This is a genomic window from Deinococcus aquiradiocola, assembly GCF_014646915.1.
GTDB lineage: Bacteria > Deinococcota > Deinococci > Deinococcales > Deinococcaceae > Deinococcus > Deinococcus aquiradiocola.
Genome location: NZ_BMOE01000005.1, coordinates 17296 through 30300, shown reverse-complemented (window position 1 = coordinate 30300; position 13005 = coordinate 17296). Strand labels below are relative to the sequence as shown.

The 13005-nt window shown below is 69.4% G+C and carries 11 protein-coding genes; 8 read left to right on the top strand and 3 right to left on the bottom strand.

What is annotated here, in order from left to right; all coding sequences use genetic code 11:
* The first annotated feature begins 253 nt into the window (after nt 1–253).
* A complete protein-coding gene (locus IEY33_RS08865) occupies nt 254–1474 on the top strand; it encodes a hypothetical protein (RefSeq protein ID WP_188962500.1) in 1221 nt (406 codons plus the stop codon).
* A 125-nt stretch (nt 1475–1599) separates the two neighbouring features.
* On the top strand, nt 1600–2025 hold the full coding sequence (locus tag IEY33_RS08860) for a hypothetical protein (protein WP_188962498.1): 426 nt from the start codon (nt 1600–1602) through the stop codon (nt 2023–2025).
* Between the two features lie 86 nt (nt 2026–2111).
* Here IEY33_RS08860 and IEY33_RS08855 read toward each other — a convergent pair whose 3' ends face one another.
* Both IEY33_RS08855 and IEY33_RS08850 read right to left on the bottom strand, forming a co-directional pair.
* Entirely contained in the window at nt 2112–3977 is a 1866-nt protein-coding gene (locus IEY33_RS08855) for an ABC transporter ATP-binding protein (RefSeq protein WP_188962495.1), read from the bottom strand.
* Entirely contained in the window at nt 3974–5911 is a 1938-nt protein-coding gene (locus IEY33_RS08850; protein WP_188962492.1) for an ABC transporter ATP-binding protein, read from the bottom strand. The genes IEY33_RS08855 and IEY33_RS08850 overlap by 4 nt, the downstream gene beginning before the upstream one ends.
* 477 nt (nt 5912–6388) lie before the next feature.
* Between IEY33_RS08850 and IEY33_RS08845 the strand changes: the two genes are divergently transcribed.
* From IEY33_RS08845 to IEY33_RS08835, 3 genes are all read left to right on the top strand, one after another.
* A complete protein-coding gene (locus IEY33_RS08845) occupies nt 6389–7156 on the top strand; it encodes a substrate-binding periplasmic protein (protein ID WP_188962491.1) in 768 nt (255 codons plus the stop codon).
* 72 nt (nt 7157–7228) lie between these two features.
* Entirely contained in the window at nt 7229–8374 is a 1146-nt protein-coding gene (locus tag IEY33_RS08840; RefSeq protein WP_188962488.1) for an MFS transporter, read from the top strand.
* Between the two features lie 127 nt (nt 8375–8501).
* Nucleotides 8502–8978, top strand: coding sequence for a GreA/GreB family elongation factor (locus tag IEY33_RS08835; protein WP_188962486.1), 477 nt, complete (start codon nt 8502–8504; stop codon nt 8976–8978).
* An 80-nt stretch (nt 8979–9058) separates the two neighbouring features.
* On the opposite strand, the gene IEY33_RS08830 is transcribed toward IEY33_RS08835, so the two are convergent.
* A complete protein-coding gene (locus IEY33_RS08830) occupies nt 9059–9646 on the bottom strand; it encodes a DUF2721 domain-containing protein (RefSeq protein ID WP_229670887.1) in 588 nt (195 codons plus the stop codon).
* Here IEY33_RS08830 and IEY33_RS08825 point away from each other — a divergent pair.
* The 3 genes from IEY33_RS08825 (at nt 9645) to IEY33_RS08815 (ending at nt 12980) form a co-directional block, all read left to right on the top strand.
* Nucleotides 9645–10550: an NAD(P)-dependent oxidoreductase gene (locus tag IEY33_RS08825; RefSeq protein WP_188962483.1), complete on the top strand. Its 906-nt coding sequence runs from the start codon at nt 9645–9647 to the stop codon at nt 10548–10550. The genes IEY33_RS08830 and IEY33_RS08825 overlap by 2 nt on opposite strands.
* Nucleotides 10551–10631: 81 nt before the next feature.
* Nucleotides 10632–11498, top strand: a complete 867-nt coding sequence (locus IEY33_RS08820) for a DegV family protein (protein WP_188962481.1) — start codon at nt 10632–10634, stop codon at nt 11496–11498.
* 84 nt (nt 11499–11582) lie between these two features.
* Nucleotides 11583–12980: an MATE family efflux transporter gene (locus IEY33_RS08815; protein WP_188962479.1), complete on the top strand. Its 1398-nt coding sequence runs from the start codon at nt 11583–11585 to the stop codon at nt 12978–12980.
* Nucleotides 12981–13005: the final 25 nt, after the last annotated feature.

Genomic DNA, 13005 nt, shown 5'->3' with positions numbered 1-13005 from the left:
GGGCAGATCAGCGCCCATGACTGGTACAGATCCGCAGGAGGGGACGCTTGCCAGCTTCCATCCCCTCCAAATCGTACTTTTTGGTGCTCGCTCTGCCCATATGAACCCCGGGCACTTTGCGGGAGGGGGGAGCCTGAGTCGCGGTCACTGTTGCGTCCCTGAGGTCAGGGGCAGTTTCATATACTGAGGCATGTCGTTTCGTCCTGTTGCCCTGCTGTGTACGGCCGCCCTCGCTCTTTCCGCCTGTACTCAGGTGACCACACCCGCCCGGAGCGGGGCGGGCCGCACGCTCGGGACGTACGAGCTGACCCTGCGTGGTCCCGTCACGGTGGGGCGTCAGGCGTTCGTGTCGAGTGATCCTGCCCTGAGTTTCCAGAGGGTGTCGGTGACGACCATCGACGACAGCACGTCGGGGCAGCAGTACGTGCATTCGCTGTACCGCGTGACGAATACGGGCTCGGTGCCGCTCACGAACCTGACGTTCCTACCGACCAATACGGACGAGGACGCTGATCCGTCCACGGTGACGGTGGGCGCGCCGACCATCGGGAGTACGGAGTTCAAGAGCGTCAGTTTCTTCGATCAGAGCGACGCGAGCAGCGTGGCACCCTTCCTGAGTACCGGTCAGGCGCGCGTGCAGGTGACGCAGGGCGTGACGATGCCGGTCGTTCAGGTGGATCCGGATGCCACGCCGTTCCGCAGTGCGCTGGCCGTGGGTGGCGTGACGCCCGGAGTGCCGGTCGGGCAGGTGGCGACCGTCAAGCCTTACGGGTGGCTGCTGTCCGGGACGCTGCAGCCCGGGCAGAGCACCAACCTGGATCTGGCCGCGTCGGTGGGCGGCAGCCGGAAACCGTATGCGTTCAACGTCGTGCTGACCGTGACGGAGGACGACAGCAGTTTCACGCCTGTTCCGGTGACGGACACGGTGAGGGAAGTGTCCGGCAGTGACGCGAGCGGCACGCTGAAGCCCTGGACGGGCGGTGCGGTGAGCGTGCGCGAGGTGAGCGGGGACCGGAGCGGCAACGCGAACGGGTACGCGCTCGTGACGGGCAGCGTCGACGCGTCCGGGCAGCTGGCCCTGAAGCTCGCGAGTGACCGGGAGATGACGGGGCTGAGTGGCGGATTCGGCGGGGCGGGTCAGGCCGGGTCGTGCACGTCCACCGTCACGAGTTCAGATGCGGCGCTGAACACGGTGGGCTTCGAGTACCTGACGGTGAAGGCGTCCGGCGGGAACAGGACGATCTTCCCGGCCGATCACCTGAACCTCGCGGCCGGGCAGGCCACCACGGGCCTGTACCTGTACGCGGACCGGGGCGCGGCCCTGAACGGCGTGATCAACTGCAACGGCGCGCAGAAGACGTACAGCAACGTCACGCTCCACCGTGGCTGGAACCTGCTGCGTCAGGACACGGCGGGACCGAGCAGCGTGGTCAGCAACGGGACCTTCCCGGTCGGCTGGGTGTACACGTACTGATACCAAATCGAGCTGAACTCCTGCAGCTCAGCCGAGCGGAACGCGAAGCCGCCGCCCGGCCGCGGGCACCAACATATACGGTTTTGAGGAGCGGCCGATGTACCGGGCACGGTAGATTCATGGTCATGAAACACTTCATCTGGAGTCTGCCGTTCTTAGCGGTCCTCGCGAGTTGCGCGCCCGGCATGTCGTCGTCCGCCTCCCTGCCACTGGTGTCGGGGCAGGTGTGGGCCGTGACGGGTGAGGCAGGGACAGTCCGTACGTCGGCTCAGGTCGCGGTGAAGACGGTCCTCAACCCGAATCCCGGCGTCTACGGGAGCAGTGACGTCCTGGGCCTTCTGAGCGCCGTGAGCGGGTCGGGGGAACCGGTGGTGATCCTGAACGCCAACGAAAACCTGCTGCGCTTCGTGTGGCGGGACCGTGACGCGCCGGGGGGCGGTGTCGGGTACCTGTGCCGGGTGCAGCCGTTCGATCCGAAGGGGACGGTGTTCTCCGGCAGCCTGATGGTGCAGGACGATGTGGTGGGGACGTGCACGGCCACCTTCAGGTGAACTGAAGGGCCGTCGTGCCTGCACGTGAGGCGGGCCGCTCTCCAGTTCAGGAGGGCGGCCCGCTTCCGTTGCTGCTGGGGGGTGCTTCAGTCGGCGGCGTCGGCCTGGGCGTACTGGAGGCGGTGGAGGCGGGCGTAATAGCCGTTGTGGGCGAGCAGTTCGCGGTGGCTGCCTTCCTCGACGACGCGGCCCCTGCGCATGACGATGATGCGGTCGCAGTGTTCGATGGTGCTGAGGCGGTGCGCGATGATGATGCTGGTGCGGCCCTGCATGACTTTGGTGAGGGCTTCCTGGATGCGGAGTTCGGTTTCGGTGTCGACGCTGGCGGTCGCTTCGTCGAGGACGAGGAGGATGTCGGGGTTCTGGATGAGGGCGCGGGCGAAGGCGAGGAGTTGTTTCTGGCCGGTGCTGAGGGTCGCGCCGCGCTCGCGGACTTCGGTGTCGTAGCCGTCGGGCAGGCCGAGGATGAAGTCGTGCACGCCGACGTATTTGCAGGCCTGGACGACGCGGTCGTGGCTGATGTCGGGGTTGCTGAGCGTGAGGTTGCTTTCGATGGTGCCCGCGAACAGGAACACGTCCTGCAGGACGACGCCGATGTGGCGGCGCAGGTCGTACTGCTGGAGGTCGCGGACGTCGTGCCCGTCGACGTTGACGCTGCCGCGCTGCACGTCGTAGAAGCGGCTGACGAGGCTGGTGATGCTGGTTTTGCCTGCGCCGGTCGCGCCGACGAGGGCGACGCTCTCGCCGGGCTGGATGTGCAGGTCGATGCCGCGCAGGGTCCAGCGTTCGTCGGTGTCGGGCGTGTCGGCGGTGACGGTGTCGTCGTACGCGAACCAGACGCCGTTCAGGTCGACGCGGCCCTGAAAGGACTGGAGGGGGCGGGCGCCGGGTTTGTCCTGGATGGTGACGGGGGTGTCGAGCACGCCGAAGATGCGTTCGCTGCTGGCCATGGCGGCCTGCAGGTTGTTGAGGACGTCGGCGAGGTCCTGGATCGGCTGGAAGAGCTGGCCGACGAAGGAGTTGAAGGCGACGAGCGTGCCGAGGGTGATGCCGGCGCCGATCATGCCGGCCTCGCCGAGGATGGCGCGGCCCGCGAACCACAGCACGAGGGCGCTGGCGACCGCGCCGAGGATGCTGACGCTCGGCTGGAAGAGGGCGAACCAGCTGACGCTGCGGAGGTTCGCGCCGAGCAGGAGTCGGTTGGAGCGGTCGAAGTCGACGCCGTTGCGGTTCTCGCGGCCGAACAGCTGCACGGTGATCATGCCGGTGATGTTCTCGTTGAGTTTGGTGTTGACGATGGCCTGCTGGATGCGGGTGTTGCGGAACGACTGGCGGATCTGGGTGCGGAAGTAACTGGTGACCCAGAAGAGGACGGGCATCACGAGGAAGCTGACGAGCGCGAGCTGCCAGGAGCGTTGCAGCATGATGACGACGAAGGCGATGATCAGGAAGGTGCTGGTGATGAGGGAGACGAGGCCCGCGGTGATGAACTGGTTGATGGCGTCCACGTCGCTGGTGACGCGCGTGATGAGGCGGCCGACGGGGTTCTGGTCGAAGTAGCTGAGCTGCAGGCGCTGCAGTTTGGTGAAGATGTCGGCGCGGATGTCGAAGAGGACCTTCTGGCCGAGGTAGTTGACGGTGTACGTGGACGCGTACCGCATGAGGAAGTCGAGGATTTTCAGGCCGAGGTACGTGAGGCCGGACGTGAGGAGGAGCCTGAAGAGTTCCTCCCGGCGGACGACGCTGGTGCCGGCATTCAGGACGGCGGGGCCGAGCGCGTGGTCGATGGCGTACGCCTGGATGAGGCCGTAGAGGGGTTGCGCGACCGAGAAGATGAGGGTGGTGACGAGGGCGATGATCACGAGGGAGGTGTAGGGGCGCAGGTAGGAGAGGATGCGGCGGGTGAGTCCGGCGTCGAACTCCTTCTGGAATGCCTCGTCGGGCTGGGTCATCGCTTCACTTCCTGAGGTGCGGGCTGAGGTGCGGGCTGGGCTGGGGTGGGGCGGGTGGGGGCGGCGTCGGCGATGGCGGTCTCGTCGGTGTCGTCGAGGTCGCTCTCGAGGCGCTGCTTGCGTTCGAGGTCGGCGTAGTGGCCGCCCGCGGCGAGCAGTTCGTCGTGGCTGCCCTGTTCGACGATGCGTCCGGCGTCCATCACGATGATGTGGTCGGCGTGCCGCAGGGTGCTGACGCGGTGCCCGATCAGGAGGACGGTGCGGCCTTCCTGCACCGTTCGCAGGCCCTGCAGGATACGGCTTTCGGTTTCGGTGTCGACGGCGCTCATGCTGTCGTCGAGGATCAGGATGCGGGGGTCGCGGGCGACGGCGCGGGCGAGCGCGGTGCGCTGGCGCTGCCCGCCGGACAGGGTGACGCCGCGCTCGCCGAGCATGGTGTCGTAGCCGAGCGGGAAACGGTCGACTTCCCCGGCGAGTCCGGCGATCTCGGCGGCGCGGCGCACGCGGTCCATGTCGGGCGGCACGTCGCGCGCTTCGGGGGGCGTGGTGTGCCGGACGCTCTTCAGGGTCTCGATGGGCTGGTAGTGGTCGTTGTCCAGCCCGAAGGCGACGTTGCTGGCGATGGTGTCGCTGAACAGGAAGGGTTCCTGCGGGACGACGGCGATGTTCTCGCGCAGGGTTCGGACGGGGATGCTGCGCACGTCGTGCCCGTCGACCTTGATGCTGCCTTCGCTGACGTCCGTGAGGCGCGTGATCAGCTGGCTGAGGACGGTCTTGCCGCTGCCGGTGGGGCCGGTGATGCCGAGCGTCTGTCCGGCGGGGATGTGCAGCGTGACGTGGTCGAGGACGCGGCGGCCCTCGAAGGTCAGGCTGACGTCCTCGTAGCGGATGTCGCCCTGCAGGGTGTGGATGGTGGGGTCGGTGCGGCCGCCGTCGTGGACGCGCGCGCGGGCCGCGAAGATCTCCTGCAGGCGCGCCCAGGAGCCCATGCCGCGCTGCAGCATGTTGGCGATCATGCCGATGCTGAGCATGGGCCACGCGAGGCGTTCGAGGGTGAGCGTGAACTGCGTGAACTGCCCGAGCGTGAGGGGGCTGCCCGGCACGAGGCCCAGGATCATGCGGCCGCCGTACAGCAGCACGAGGACGTACGCGACGCCCATCAGGAGGCTCATGAACGCGAAGAGTGGTCCCTCGACGCGGTTGAGGAACAGGGCGCGGCGGATGAGTTCGGTGTTCATGACCTTGTACTCGGCGATCTCGCGGTCCTCGATGGCGTAGCCTTTCACGACGCGCGCGCCGGAGAAGTTCTCCTGCGCCTTGGCGGAGATGGCGCTGTTCTGCTCCTGCATCGGCACGTAGCGCAGCGACACCTGCCGCGAGAGGTACATGAGTACGCCGATGATGACGGGGAACACCACGAGGACCGCGAGCGTGAGGCGCCAGTTGATGCTGAAGAACCACGCGAACGACACCACGAAGCTGCTGATGACGGTCGCGACCTGCCAGCTGCCGAAGCCGATCATTTCGCGCACGGCGGACAGGTCGCCTGTCAGGCGGTTCATGAGGTCGCCGGTGCGGGCGCGGTCGAAGTAGTGCTTGTCGAGGCCGCTGAGGTGCGCGAACAGGTCGCGGCGGATCTCGTACTCGGTCTGGCGGCTGGCGAACACGATGCTGCGCCGCACGACGACCATCAGGCTGCCGGACAGCACGGTGGCGAGGATCACGCCGAGCGCCAGCAGCGCGAGCTGCATGAGGGTCAGGCCGGGCGTGGCGGGGTTGCCGTCCGCGAAGAGGCGCAGGCCGTCGATGGCCCGACCGATGAAGTACGCGGGCAGCAGCACGGCGGCGTTCGCGCCGAGCACCGCGAGCGTGCCGACGATGTACTGGTTGCGGTGGAGGCGCAGGTAGGGCGAGAGCGTCTTGAAGTTGTTCAACAGGGACCTCTGGGGCCTTTCGGTGGGTGCCGCACGGCGGCTGGCCCGGGCGTGGGCAGCGGGTGGGCGGGCAGCGGGCTTGCGGCGGTGGGCGGACGCGGGACGGTCCCTGAGGGGACGGCCGGAACAGGTGTCAGCATACGCCGTTGCGCCTGGGGTGGAATGCGCCATTTGACGGATAGACGCCTGCCTGCGCCCGCAGATGAAGGTTTACTCAGCGTGCGTGAGGGCGTGCCTGCGCTGCGGTCCGGGGCGGGCAGCCGCGTGTCAGAAGTGCGACAGAGGCCGGTCTTTAGAATCCCCTCATCGACATGGCTGTGAAGGTGAGGGTGGGCGTGACCCGTCCGGCCTGCCGTCACGCCGTGCCTGCCGCCCTCCCCCGTCCACCCTGCCCGCGCCGCACCTGCCGCCCCCCTGGAGGATCTCCCGATGGCCCACCCCCGCTCCTTTCTGCCTGCACGTCCGTCTTCACACCGCGTGCGCTCCCTGGCCTGCGCGGCGCTGCTCGCCGCACTGACGGCCGGTCCGTGCACGCAGGCCGCCGATCTGGGCAGCCTGCAGTCGTCGGGCACGTTCCGTTTCGGGTTCGCCACGCCGAAGGAACCGCTGCTGTCCGGAGAGCCGGGCGACGTGCGCGGCTTCGTGACCGACCTGCTCGGCCTGATCGCCCTTCAGCTGAAGGTGAACCGCACCTCGTGGACGCGCGTGGCGACGCCTGCCGCGCTCGTGCAGGGCCTGCAGGCCGGGAAGTTCGACGCGGTCGTGGACACGCAGCTGCCGCGCCCGCTGGGCGGCGTGAATCTCAGTCGGCCGCTCGCCTGCGACGGCGGCGTGATCCTGTCACGGCCCGGCGGTCCGCTGCACGAGGAGGACCTGAAAGGGAAACGCGTGGCGGTCGTGACGGGCAGCGCGTACTACTACTATGTGCGGAACCTGCCGTTCGACAAGAAGATCAGCGTGTTCGCGGACGACACGCAGGCGCTCGTGGGGTTCCTGTCCGGCAACATCGACGCGCTCGTCACGGACCGCTACGACGCGCTGCGTATGCTGATGAAGACCGGCGGGAACCGCATTCAGGTGGGGCCGCTGCTGTGGTCGCAGGACATCGATCTGGTCGTCACGCAGAACGACAACAAGGAAGTCATCGCGGGCGTCGATCAGGCCCTGAAGTCCCTCATGACGGACGGCACGTACCGGAAGCTCAGCCTGAAGTACTTCGGTCAGGACGTGCGCTGCACCCTCTGATCACGCGCGCGCCGCGGCGCCTGTGCAGGAGTGACGGGACGGCCGTGCGGAGGGCATGCTAGCCTCCTCCCCGTGACGCGTCCCCGGTTGATCCTGTATGCCCTGGGGTTCCTGTCGTTCCTGCTGTTCGGTCTGGTGCAGGCGGGTTACGGTCCGGCTTACCCGAACCTGGGCCGGGAGTTCCTGCAGTCGCCCACCGCGGTCGGCCTGATCGCCAGCCTGCATTTCGCGGGGTCGGCGGTGGGGACGCTGCTGCTGGGCGCGCTTCTCACGCGCCTGAGCCTGCGTTCCGGGCTGACGGTGGCGGCGCTGCTGCTGCTGGCGGGCCTGCTGGGCGTGGCGCTGTCGCCCGCGTGGGGGCTGGTGCTGGCGGGCGCGGCGGTGAGCGGGCTGGGGTACGGGATGCTGTCGGCGGGTTTCAACATGGCGTTCGCGGAGCTGGGGCCGGGACCGTCGAACCTCGTGAACGGCCTGTTCGGGGTGGGGTCGGTGGTGTCCCCGACCCTGGTGACGCTGCTGGGGCAGGCGTCGCACCGGCCGCCGTTCCTGCTGATGGCGGTCATGGCGGCCGCGCTGGCGCTCGGCGTGCGGCTCCTGTGGCCGCGCCCGGAGGGGCAGGCGGGAGTGGCGGAGCCGGACGTGCCGGTGCCCGCCGCTCCGGACGCGCGCCCGGCCGTGGCGCACCTGCCGACGCTGGCGCTGTTCGGGTGCTGTTTCTTCCTGTACGTGGGCATTGAGGCGGGCCTCGGCAACTGGGCGACCACGTACCTCACGCGGCTCGGGTCGGGTCAGGCGGCGCTGCAGACGAGCTTCTACTGGCTGGCCCTGACGGCCGGGCGATTCGCGTCCGCCGCGCTCGGAAACCGGGTGCGCCCCATGCAGGTGCTGACCTTCGCGGCGACCGGCGCGATGCTGGGGTGCCTGCTGATGCTGCGCGGCCTGACGTTGGCGCCGCTCGGCCTGATCGTGGCGGGCTTCTGCATCGCGCCGATCTTCTCCACGCAGCTCGCGTGGTTCACGCGCCGTCAACCCGCGCACCTCGCGCCGTACATGCTGACGCTCGGCAGCGTGGGCGGCGCGGTGCTGCCCGCCGTGACGGGCGTGCTGCTGCCGCGCTTCGGTCCGGCGAGCGTGCCGGGCACGGTGTTCGTGATCGCGGCGCTGCTGCTGTTCTTCGCGTCGCGCGTGCGGCGCGTCACCGCCGCGCAGGCCGCGTGAAGCACTGCCTATACGCAGCGGGAATTTGTCGTAGACGCCCCCCCGCCTTTATGACAGAATGCCTGCGTTCATTTCTGGTACCCCTAGCTTCTGAGATCAGTCAGGCAGAACCCCCAACGGAGGCGGCATGGCAAAAGAGATCAAACTGACCCGTGAGGGTTTTGAACGGCTTCAGGCGACCCTCGACACGGAAAAAGTCCGTCTGGAGGAAGCCACGCGCGTCCTGCAGGAACAGATGGAGACCTCCACCGACGCCGAGGACACCGGCCTGGAAGACGCCAAGCGCGAGAAGATGAACATCGAGGCGCGCATCGACGAACTCGAGGACACCCTGCTGCGCGCGCAGCTCATCGAGGGCCGCGCGAGCGAGGGCCGCGTGGGCCTGGGGTCCGTGGTGGTCCTGTCCAACGAGACCACCAAGAAGGACATGAAGGTGCAGGTCGTGAGCGCACCCGAGGCGGGCGTGCTGGGCGGCAGCCTGCCGCGCATCAGCGACGACAGCCCCGTCGGCCTGCAGCTCATCGGGCGCAGGTCCGGCGAGACCTTCGTGGTGAACCTCGACAACGGCAAGCAGGTCAAGTACAAGGTCGGCAGCATCGAGTAACGGCCGCAGCAGGAGCGGGCCGCGCCCCATGGAGGCGCGGCCCGCTTCCGTCTCTGCCTGGCGGGTGCCGTGCCGGTGCGTCAGGGGTTGTCGTCGGGGGTGTGCAGGCCGACGTAGTGCTGCCCGAGGCCTTCCAGGAAGCGCATTTCCTCGCGGGTGGTCTGGTAGCTGAGCTGCGCTTCGACCGTGAGCTGCAGGCTGGCGTACAGCAGGAAGGCCGCGCCGAGAATGGCGAGCACGACGGGCAGTACGCGCAGGTCCACGCCGATCAGGGCGCTGCCGCCCGTGACGACGCTCGTCATGACGAACAGGCCGACCGAGGCGTAGAAGGCGGTGAGGCTGCGCTGGATGAGGCGAACGCGGCGCGTGAGTTTGGGGAGCTGCGCGAGGATCATCAGTTTCTCCTCGCGGGCGAGCGCTTCCTGCTGGCCTTCGGTGCTGACGAGTTCCTTGAAGCGGCGCGTCATGGTGCGGACGCGGTCGGTGGTGCGGCCCAGGCGGTTGCTGGTGCTGAGGATCAGGGCGCCGCACGCGCTGATGAGGACGGCGGGCGTGATCATGGCCGAGAGGACGCTCAGGCCGGAGAAGGCTTCGCTGCTGGGGGCCATGCGGGCAGTGTACCGTTCCCGCCGGTTGTCCCGGCGCGCGTGCGTTAGGCTGGCCGTCATGACGAGTCCTGCACAGTCCGCCCCGAGTCAGCCTGCTTCTGCCGCGTTCCTGGGTCTGGGGGCGATGGGGGTGCCGATGGCGGCGCACGTGGCACGCACTGTGCCGACCCGCGTGTGGAACCGGACGTTCAGCCGCGCGGAGGCGCACGCGGCGGAGTTCGGGAGTACGGCGGCGGCGCTGGAGGACGCGGCGGGCGCGGACGTGATCTTCAGCTGCCTGCCGACGAGCGCGGAGGTGGACGCGTGCATCGGGCAGATGCTGCCGTTCCTGCGGCGCGGCGCGGTGTGGGTGGACTGCACCAGCGGTCGTCCGGCGGCGGCGCGTGAGCAGGCGGCGCGGCTGGCGGAGGTGGGGGTGGCGTTCGTGGACGCGCCCGTGTCGGGCGGCCCGGCGGGCGCGCGGGCGGGCACGCTGGCCGTGATGGTGGGCGGCGACGAGGCGGTGTTCGGGCGGGTGCGGGCGCTGCTGGACAGTTTCGGCGGGACGGTCCTGCGGGTGGGTCCGGTGGGGAGCGGGTTCGCGGTGAAGGCCGTGAACAACGTCCTGATGGGCCTGCATCTGCTGTCGGTCGCGGAGGGCCTGGCGTCCCTGAAGAAGCAGGGCGTGGATCTCGCCCCGGCGCTGACGGTGCTGAACGCGAGCAGCGGCAGCAGTTTCTCCAGTCAGAACAAGGTGGCGCAGCAGGTGTTCACGCGGCAGTTCTCGCCGATGTTCAAGCTGGGCCTGCTCGCGAAGGACGCCGGGATCGCGCTGGAGAACGTGCAGGAGGTGCAGGGCAGCGCGCCGCTCATCGCGCAGACGGCCATGATGCTGCGGGCCGCGCAGCAGATGATCGGCAGCGACGTGGACCACACCGAGGCGGTGCGGCTGCTGGAGGCCCTGAACGGCGTCGAACTGTCCTGACGCCAGCTGCAGCGGGGCGGGCCGTGAGGTGAGCGGGCGGGCGTCCCGGCGCGCGGGTGGGCGGGTGTGTCAGAATTCCGTATGTCACAACCTGCTGAGCCTCAATTCGACGTGATCGCGGACGGGGGGCTGGACGCCTACCGTGAACTGCTGAACGCCGTGCCGGTCGCGCCGTTCTCCATCAACTTCGGGACGGAGTCGCTGCTCGCGTCGCAGCTGGACCGCGCCGCGTTCTTCGGGCGGCTGCGGGCGGGCGCGCCGCACCCGACGACGTCGCAGCCGACCCCGCAGGCGTACGCGGAACTGATGGAGCGGGCCGTGCGGCCGCTGCTGGCCGTCACGATCTCCAGCGGGCTTTCGGGGAGCCGCAACGCGGCCGAGCAGGCGCGGGCACTGGAGCCGGGGCACCCGATGACCATTCACGACAGTCGGACCCTGAGTGCCGCGCAGGCCTTCCAGGTGCATGCGGCCATGACGGCGCGCGCGGCGGGGCACGACGTGCAGACGGCGCTGGAGTGGATGCGGCTGGTGGCGGAGCAGACGGAACTGTACTTCACGATCGAGACGCTGGAGTACCTGAAGCGCGGCGGGCGGATCGGGCGGGTCGCGGCGACGCTGGGCGGCCTGCTGAACCTCAAGCCGGTCGTGACGGTGGACCGCGCGACAGGCGCGTACACCAACGTGGGCCGCGCCCGCTCGTGGAAGGGGGCGCTGGAGGCCCTGGCGAATCAGGTGACGGCGCGCTTCGGGGAGGGCACGCCCCTGCGGGTGGGGATGCTGTACGGCGAGGTGCAGGACAGCGCGCAGGTGGTGCTGGAACTGCTGCGCGGCCGTCACCCGGTGGTGTGGTCGGCGTTCACGGAGGTGAACCCGGTGCTGGCGGTGCACACGGGGCCGTCGGCGGTGGGCCTGGCGGCCGCGCCCGGCGCGTGGCCCTGGGAGAAGTGAGGCGCGGCGGGCGGGTAGGCACTCTGGCCTAGCGTGACGTGCCGGTCACGGTTCAAGCTTTCTGAACCGTTACAGTCAGGGGGTATGTCTGCCGTCTCCCCTGCCCGCACGCCCACCCCGCCGCCCCCCTCGCCCGGCCGTGAGATCGCCCGGATCGCCGTGCCCGTCAGCCTGGAGTTCACGCTGATGCTCGTCCTGAACTTCGTGAACCAGGTGGTGGTCGGCGCGCTCGGCGCGACCGCCATCGCGGCGGTGGGCTTCGCGAGCAGCCTGACCTTCATCGTGATCGTGACGCTCGGGGCGCTCGGGTCGAGCGTCAGCATCCTCGTCGCGCGCGCGTCCGGCGCGGGACGCCGCAGCGACATGAACACCTCGGTCGGCGCGGCCCTGCTGCTCGCGTCGGTCCTGACGGCCATCGTGTCCGTGCCGCTCGTGCTGTTCGCGCCGCAGCTGCTGCACCTCACGGGCGCGTCGGACGGCGTCGCGGCGGCCGGAAGCACGTACCTGCGCCTCACGTCCCTGGCGCTCGTCCCGGCCGTGCTGGGCGCGGTCCTGAGCGGCGTGATGCGTTCCCTCGGGCACGCGCGCAGCCCGATGGTCGCGACCTTCGTGACGGTCGTGCTGAACACCCTGCTCGGGTACGCGCTCGTGTTCGGTGTGGGGCCACTCCCGCGCCTGGGCGTGGCCGGTGCGGGCTGGGCGACCCTCGTCACGGCCGTCCTGAAGACCGCGATCCTGCTCGCGCAGCTGTACAGCCGGGGACGCCTCGCCACGTGGGCGCTGCCGCGTCACGCGGCGCAGTGGCGCGCGGTGCTGGGGCCGCTGTTCGTGCTGGCCGTGCCGCTCGGCATCACGGAACTCGCGTGGAGCGGCGGGACCTTCCTGTACAACGTGGTCTTCCAGCGGCTGGGCGACGAGGCGCTCGCCGCCGCGCAGATCGTGAACACCCTGGAGGGCGTGTTCATCGTGGGCAGCCTGGGCCTCATGAGCGCCACGACGGCGCTGGTGGGCCGCGCCCTCGGGCGAGGCGACGCGCCGGGCGCCGTGTCGTGGGTACAGCGCCTGCTGCGGACGGGCCTGCAGACGGGCGCGGCCTTCGGCCTGCTGTTCGCGCTGAGTGCCCTCCTGCTCGGCGTGCTGTTCGGCAGGGCAGGCGCGGACGTGCAGCACCTCGCGGCCATCGGCATCCTCATCAACGCGGCCTTTCAGGTCGTCAAGGTCCGCAACATGATCGTCGGGGCGGGCATCCTCCCGAGCGGCAACGACACGGGCGGCGTCATCATGGGCGACGTGATCGGCGCGTTCGTGGTGGGCCTGCCGCTCGCCGTGCTGCTGGGCCTCTACACGCCGCTCGGCGTGACGGGCGTGTTCCTGGCACGTGTGATCGAGGAATGCGTCAAGATGGCGGTCTTCGCGTGGCGGGCCGGACGGCTGCGCTGGGACGTGCTCGCCGCAGAACAGTCCGCCGTGCAGGCAGGCTGAAGGCCCGGCCCGGCCGCGACCGTAC

Excerpts from the sequence above, each read along its gene's own strand:
- IEY33_RS08860 (WP_188962498.1), top strand. The coding sequence starts at position 1,600 with ATGAAACACTTCATCTGGAGTCTGCCGTTCTTAGCGGTCCTCGCGAGT.
- IEY33_RS08855 (WP_188962495.1), bottom strand. The coding sequence starts at position 3,977 with ATGACCCAGCCCGACGAGGCATTCCAGAAGGAGTTCGACGCCGGACTC.
- IEY33_RS08835 (WP_188962486.1), top strand. The coding sequence starts at position 8,502 with ATGGCAAAAGAGATCAAACTGACCCGTGAGGGTTTTGAACGGCTTCAG.
- IEY33_RS08825 (WP_188962483.1), top strand. The coding sequence starts at position 9,645 with ATGACGAGTCCTGCACAGTCCGCCCCGAGTCAGCCTGCTTCTGCCGCG.
- IEY33_RS08830 (WP_229670887.1), bottom strand. The coding sequence starts at position 9,646 with ATGACGGCCAGCCTAACGCACGCGCGCCGGGACAACCGGCGGGAACGG.
- IEY33_RS08820 (WP_188962481.1), top strand. The coding sequence starts at position 10,632 with ATGTCACAACCTGCTGAGCCTCAATTCGACGTGATCGCGGACGGGGGG.
- IEY33_RS08815 (WP_188962479.1), top strand. The coding sequence starts at position 11,583 with ATGTCTGCCGTCTCCCCTGCCCGCACGCCCACCCCGCCGCCCCCCTCG.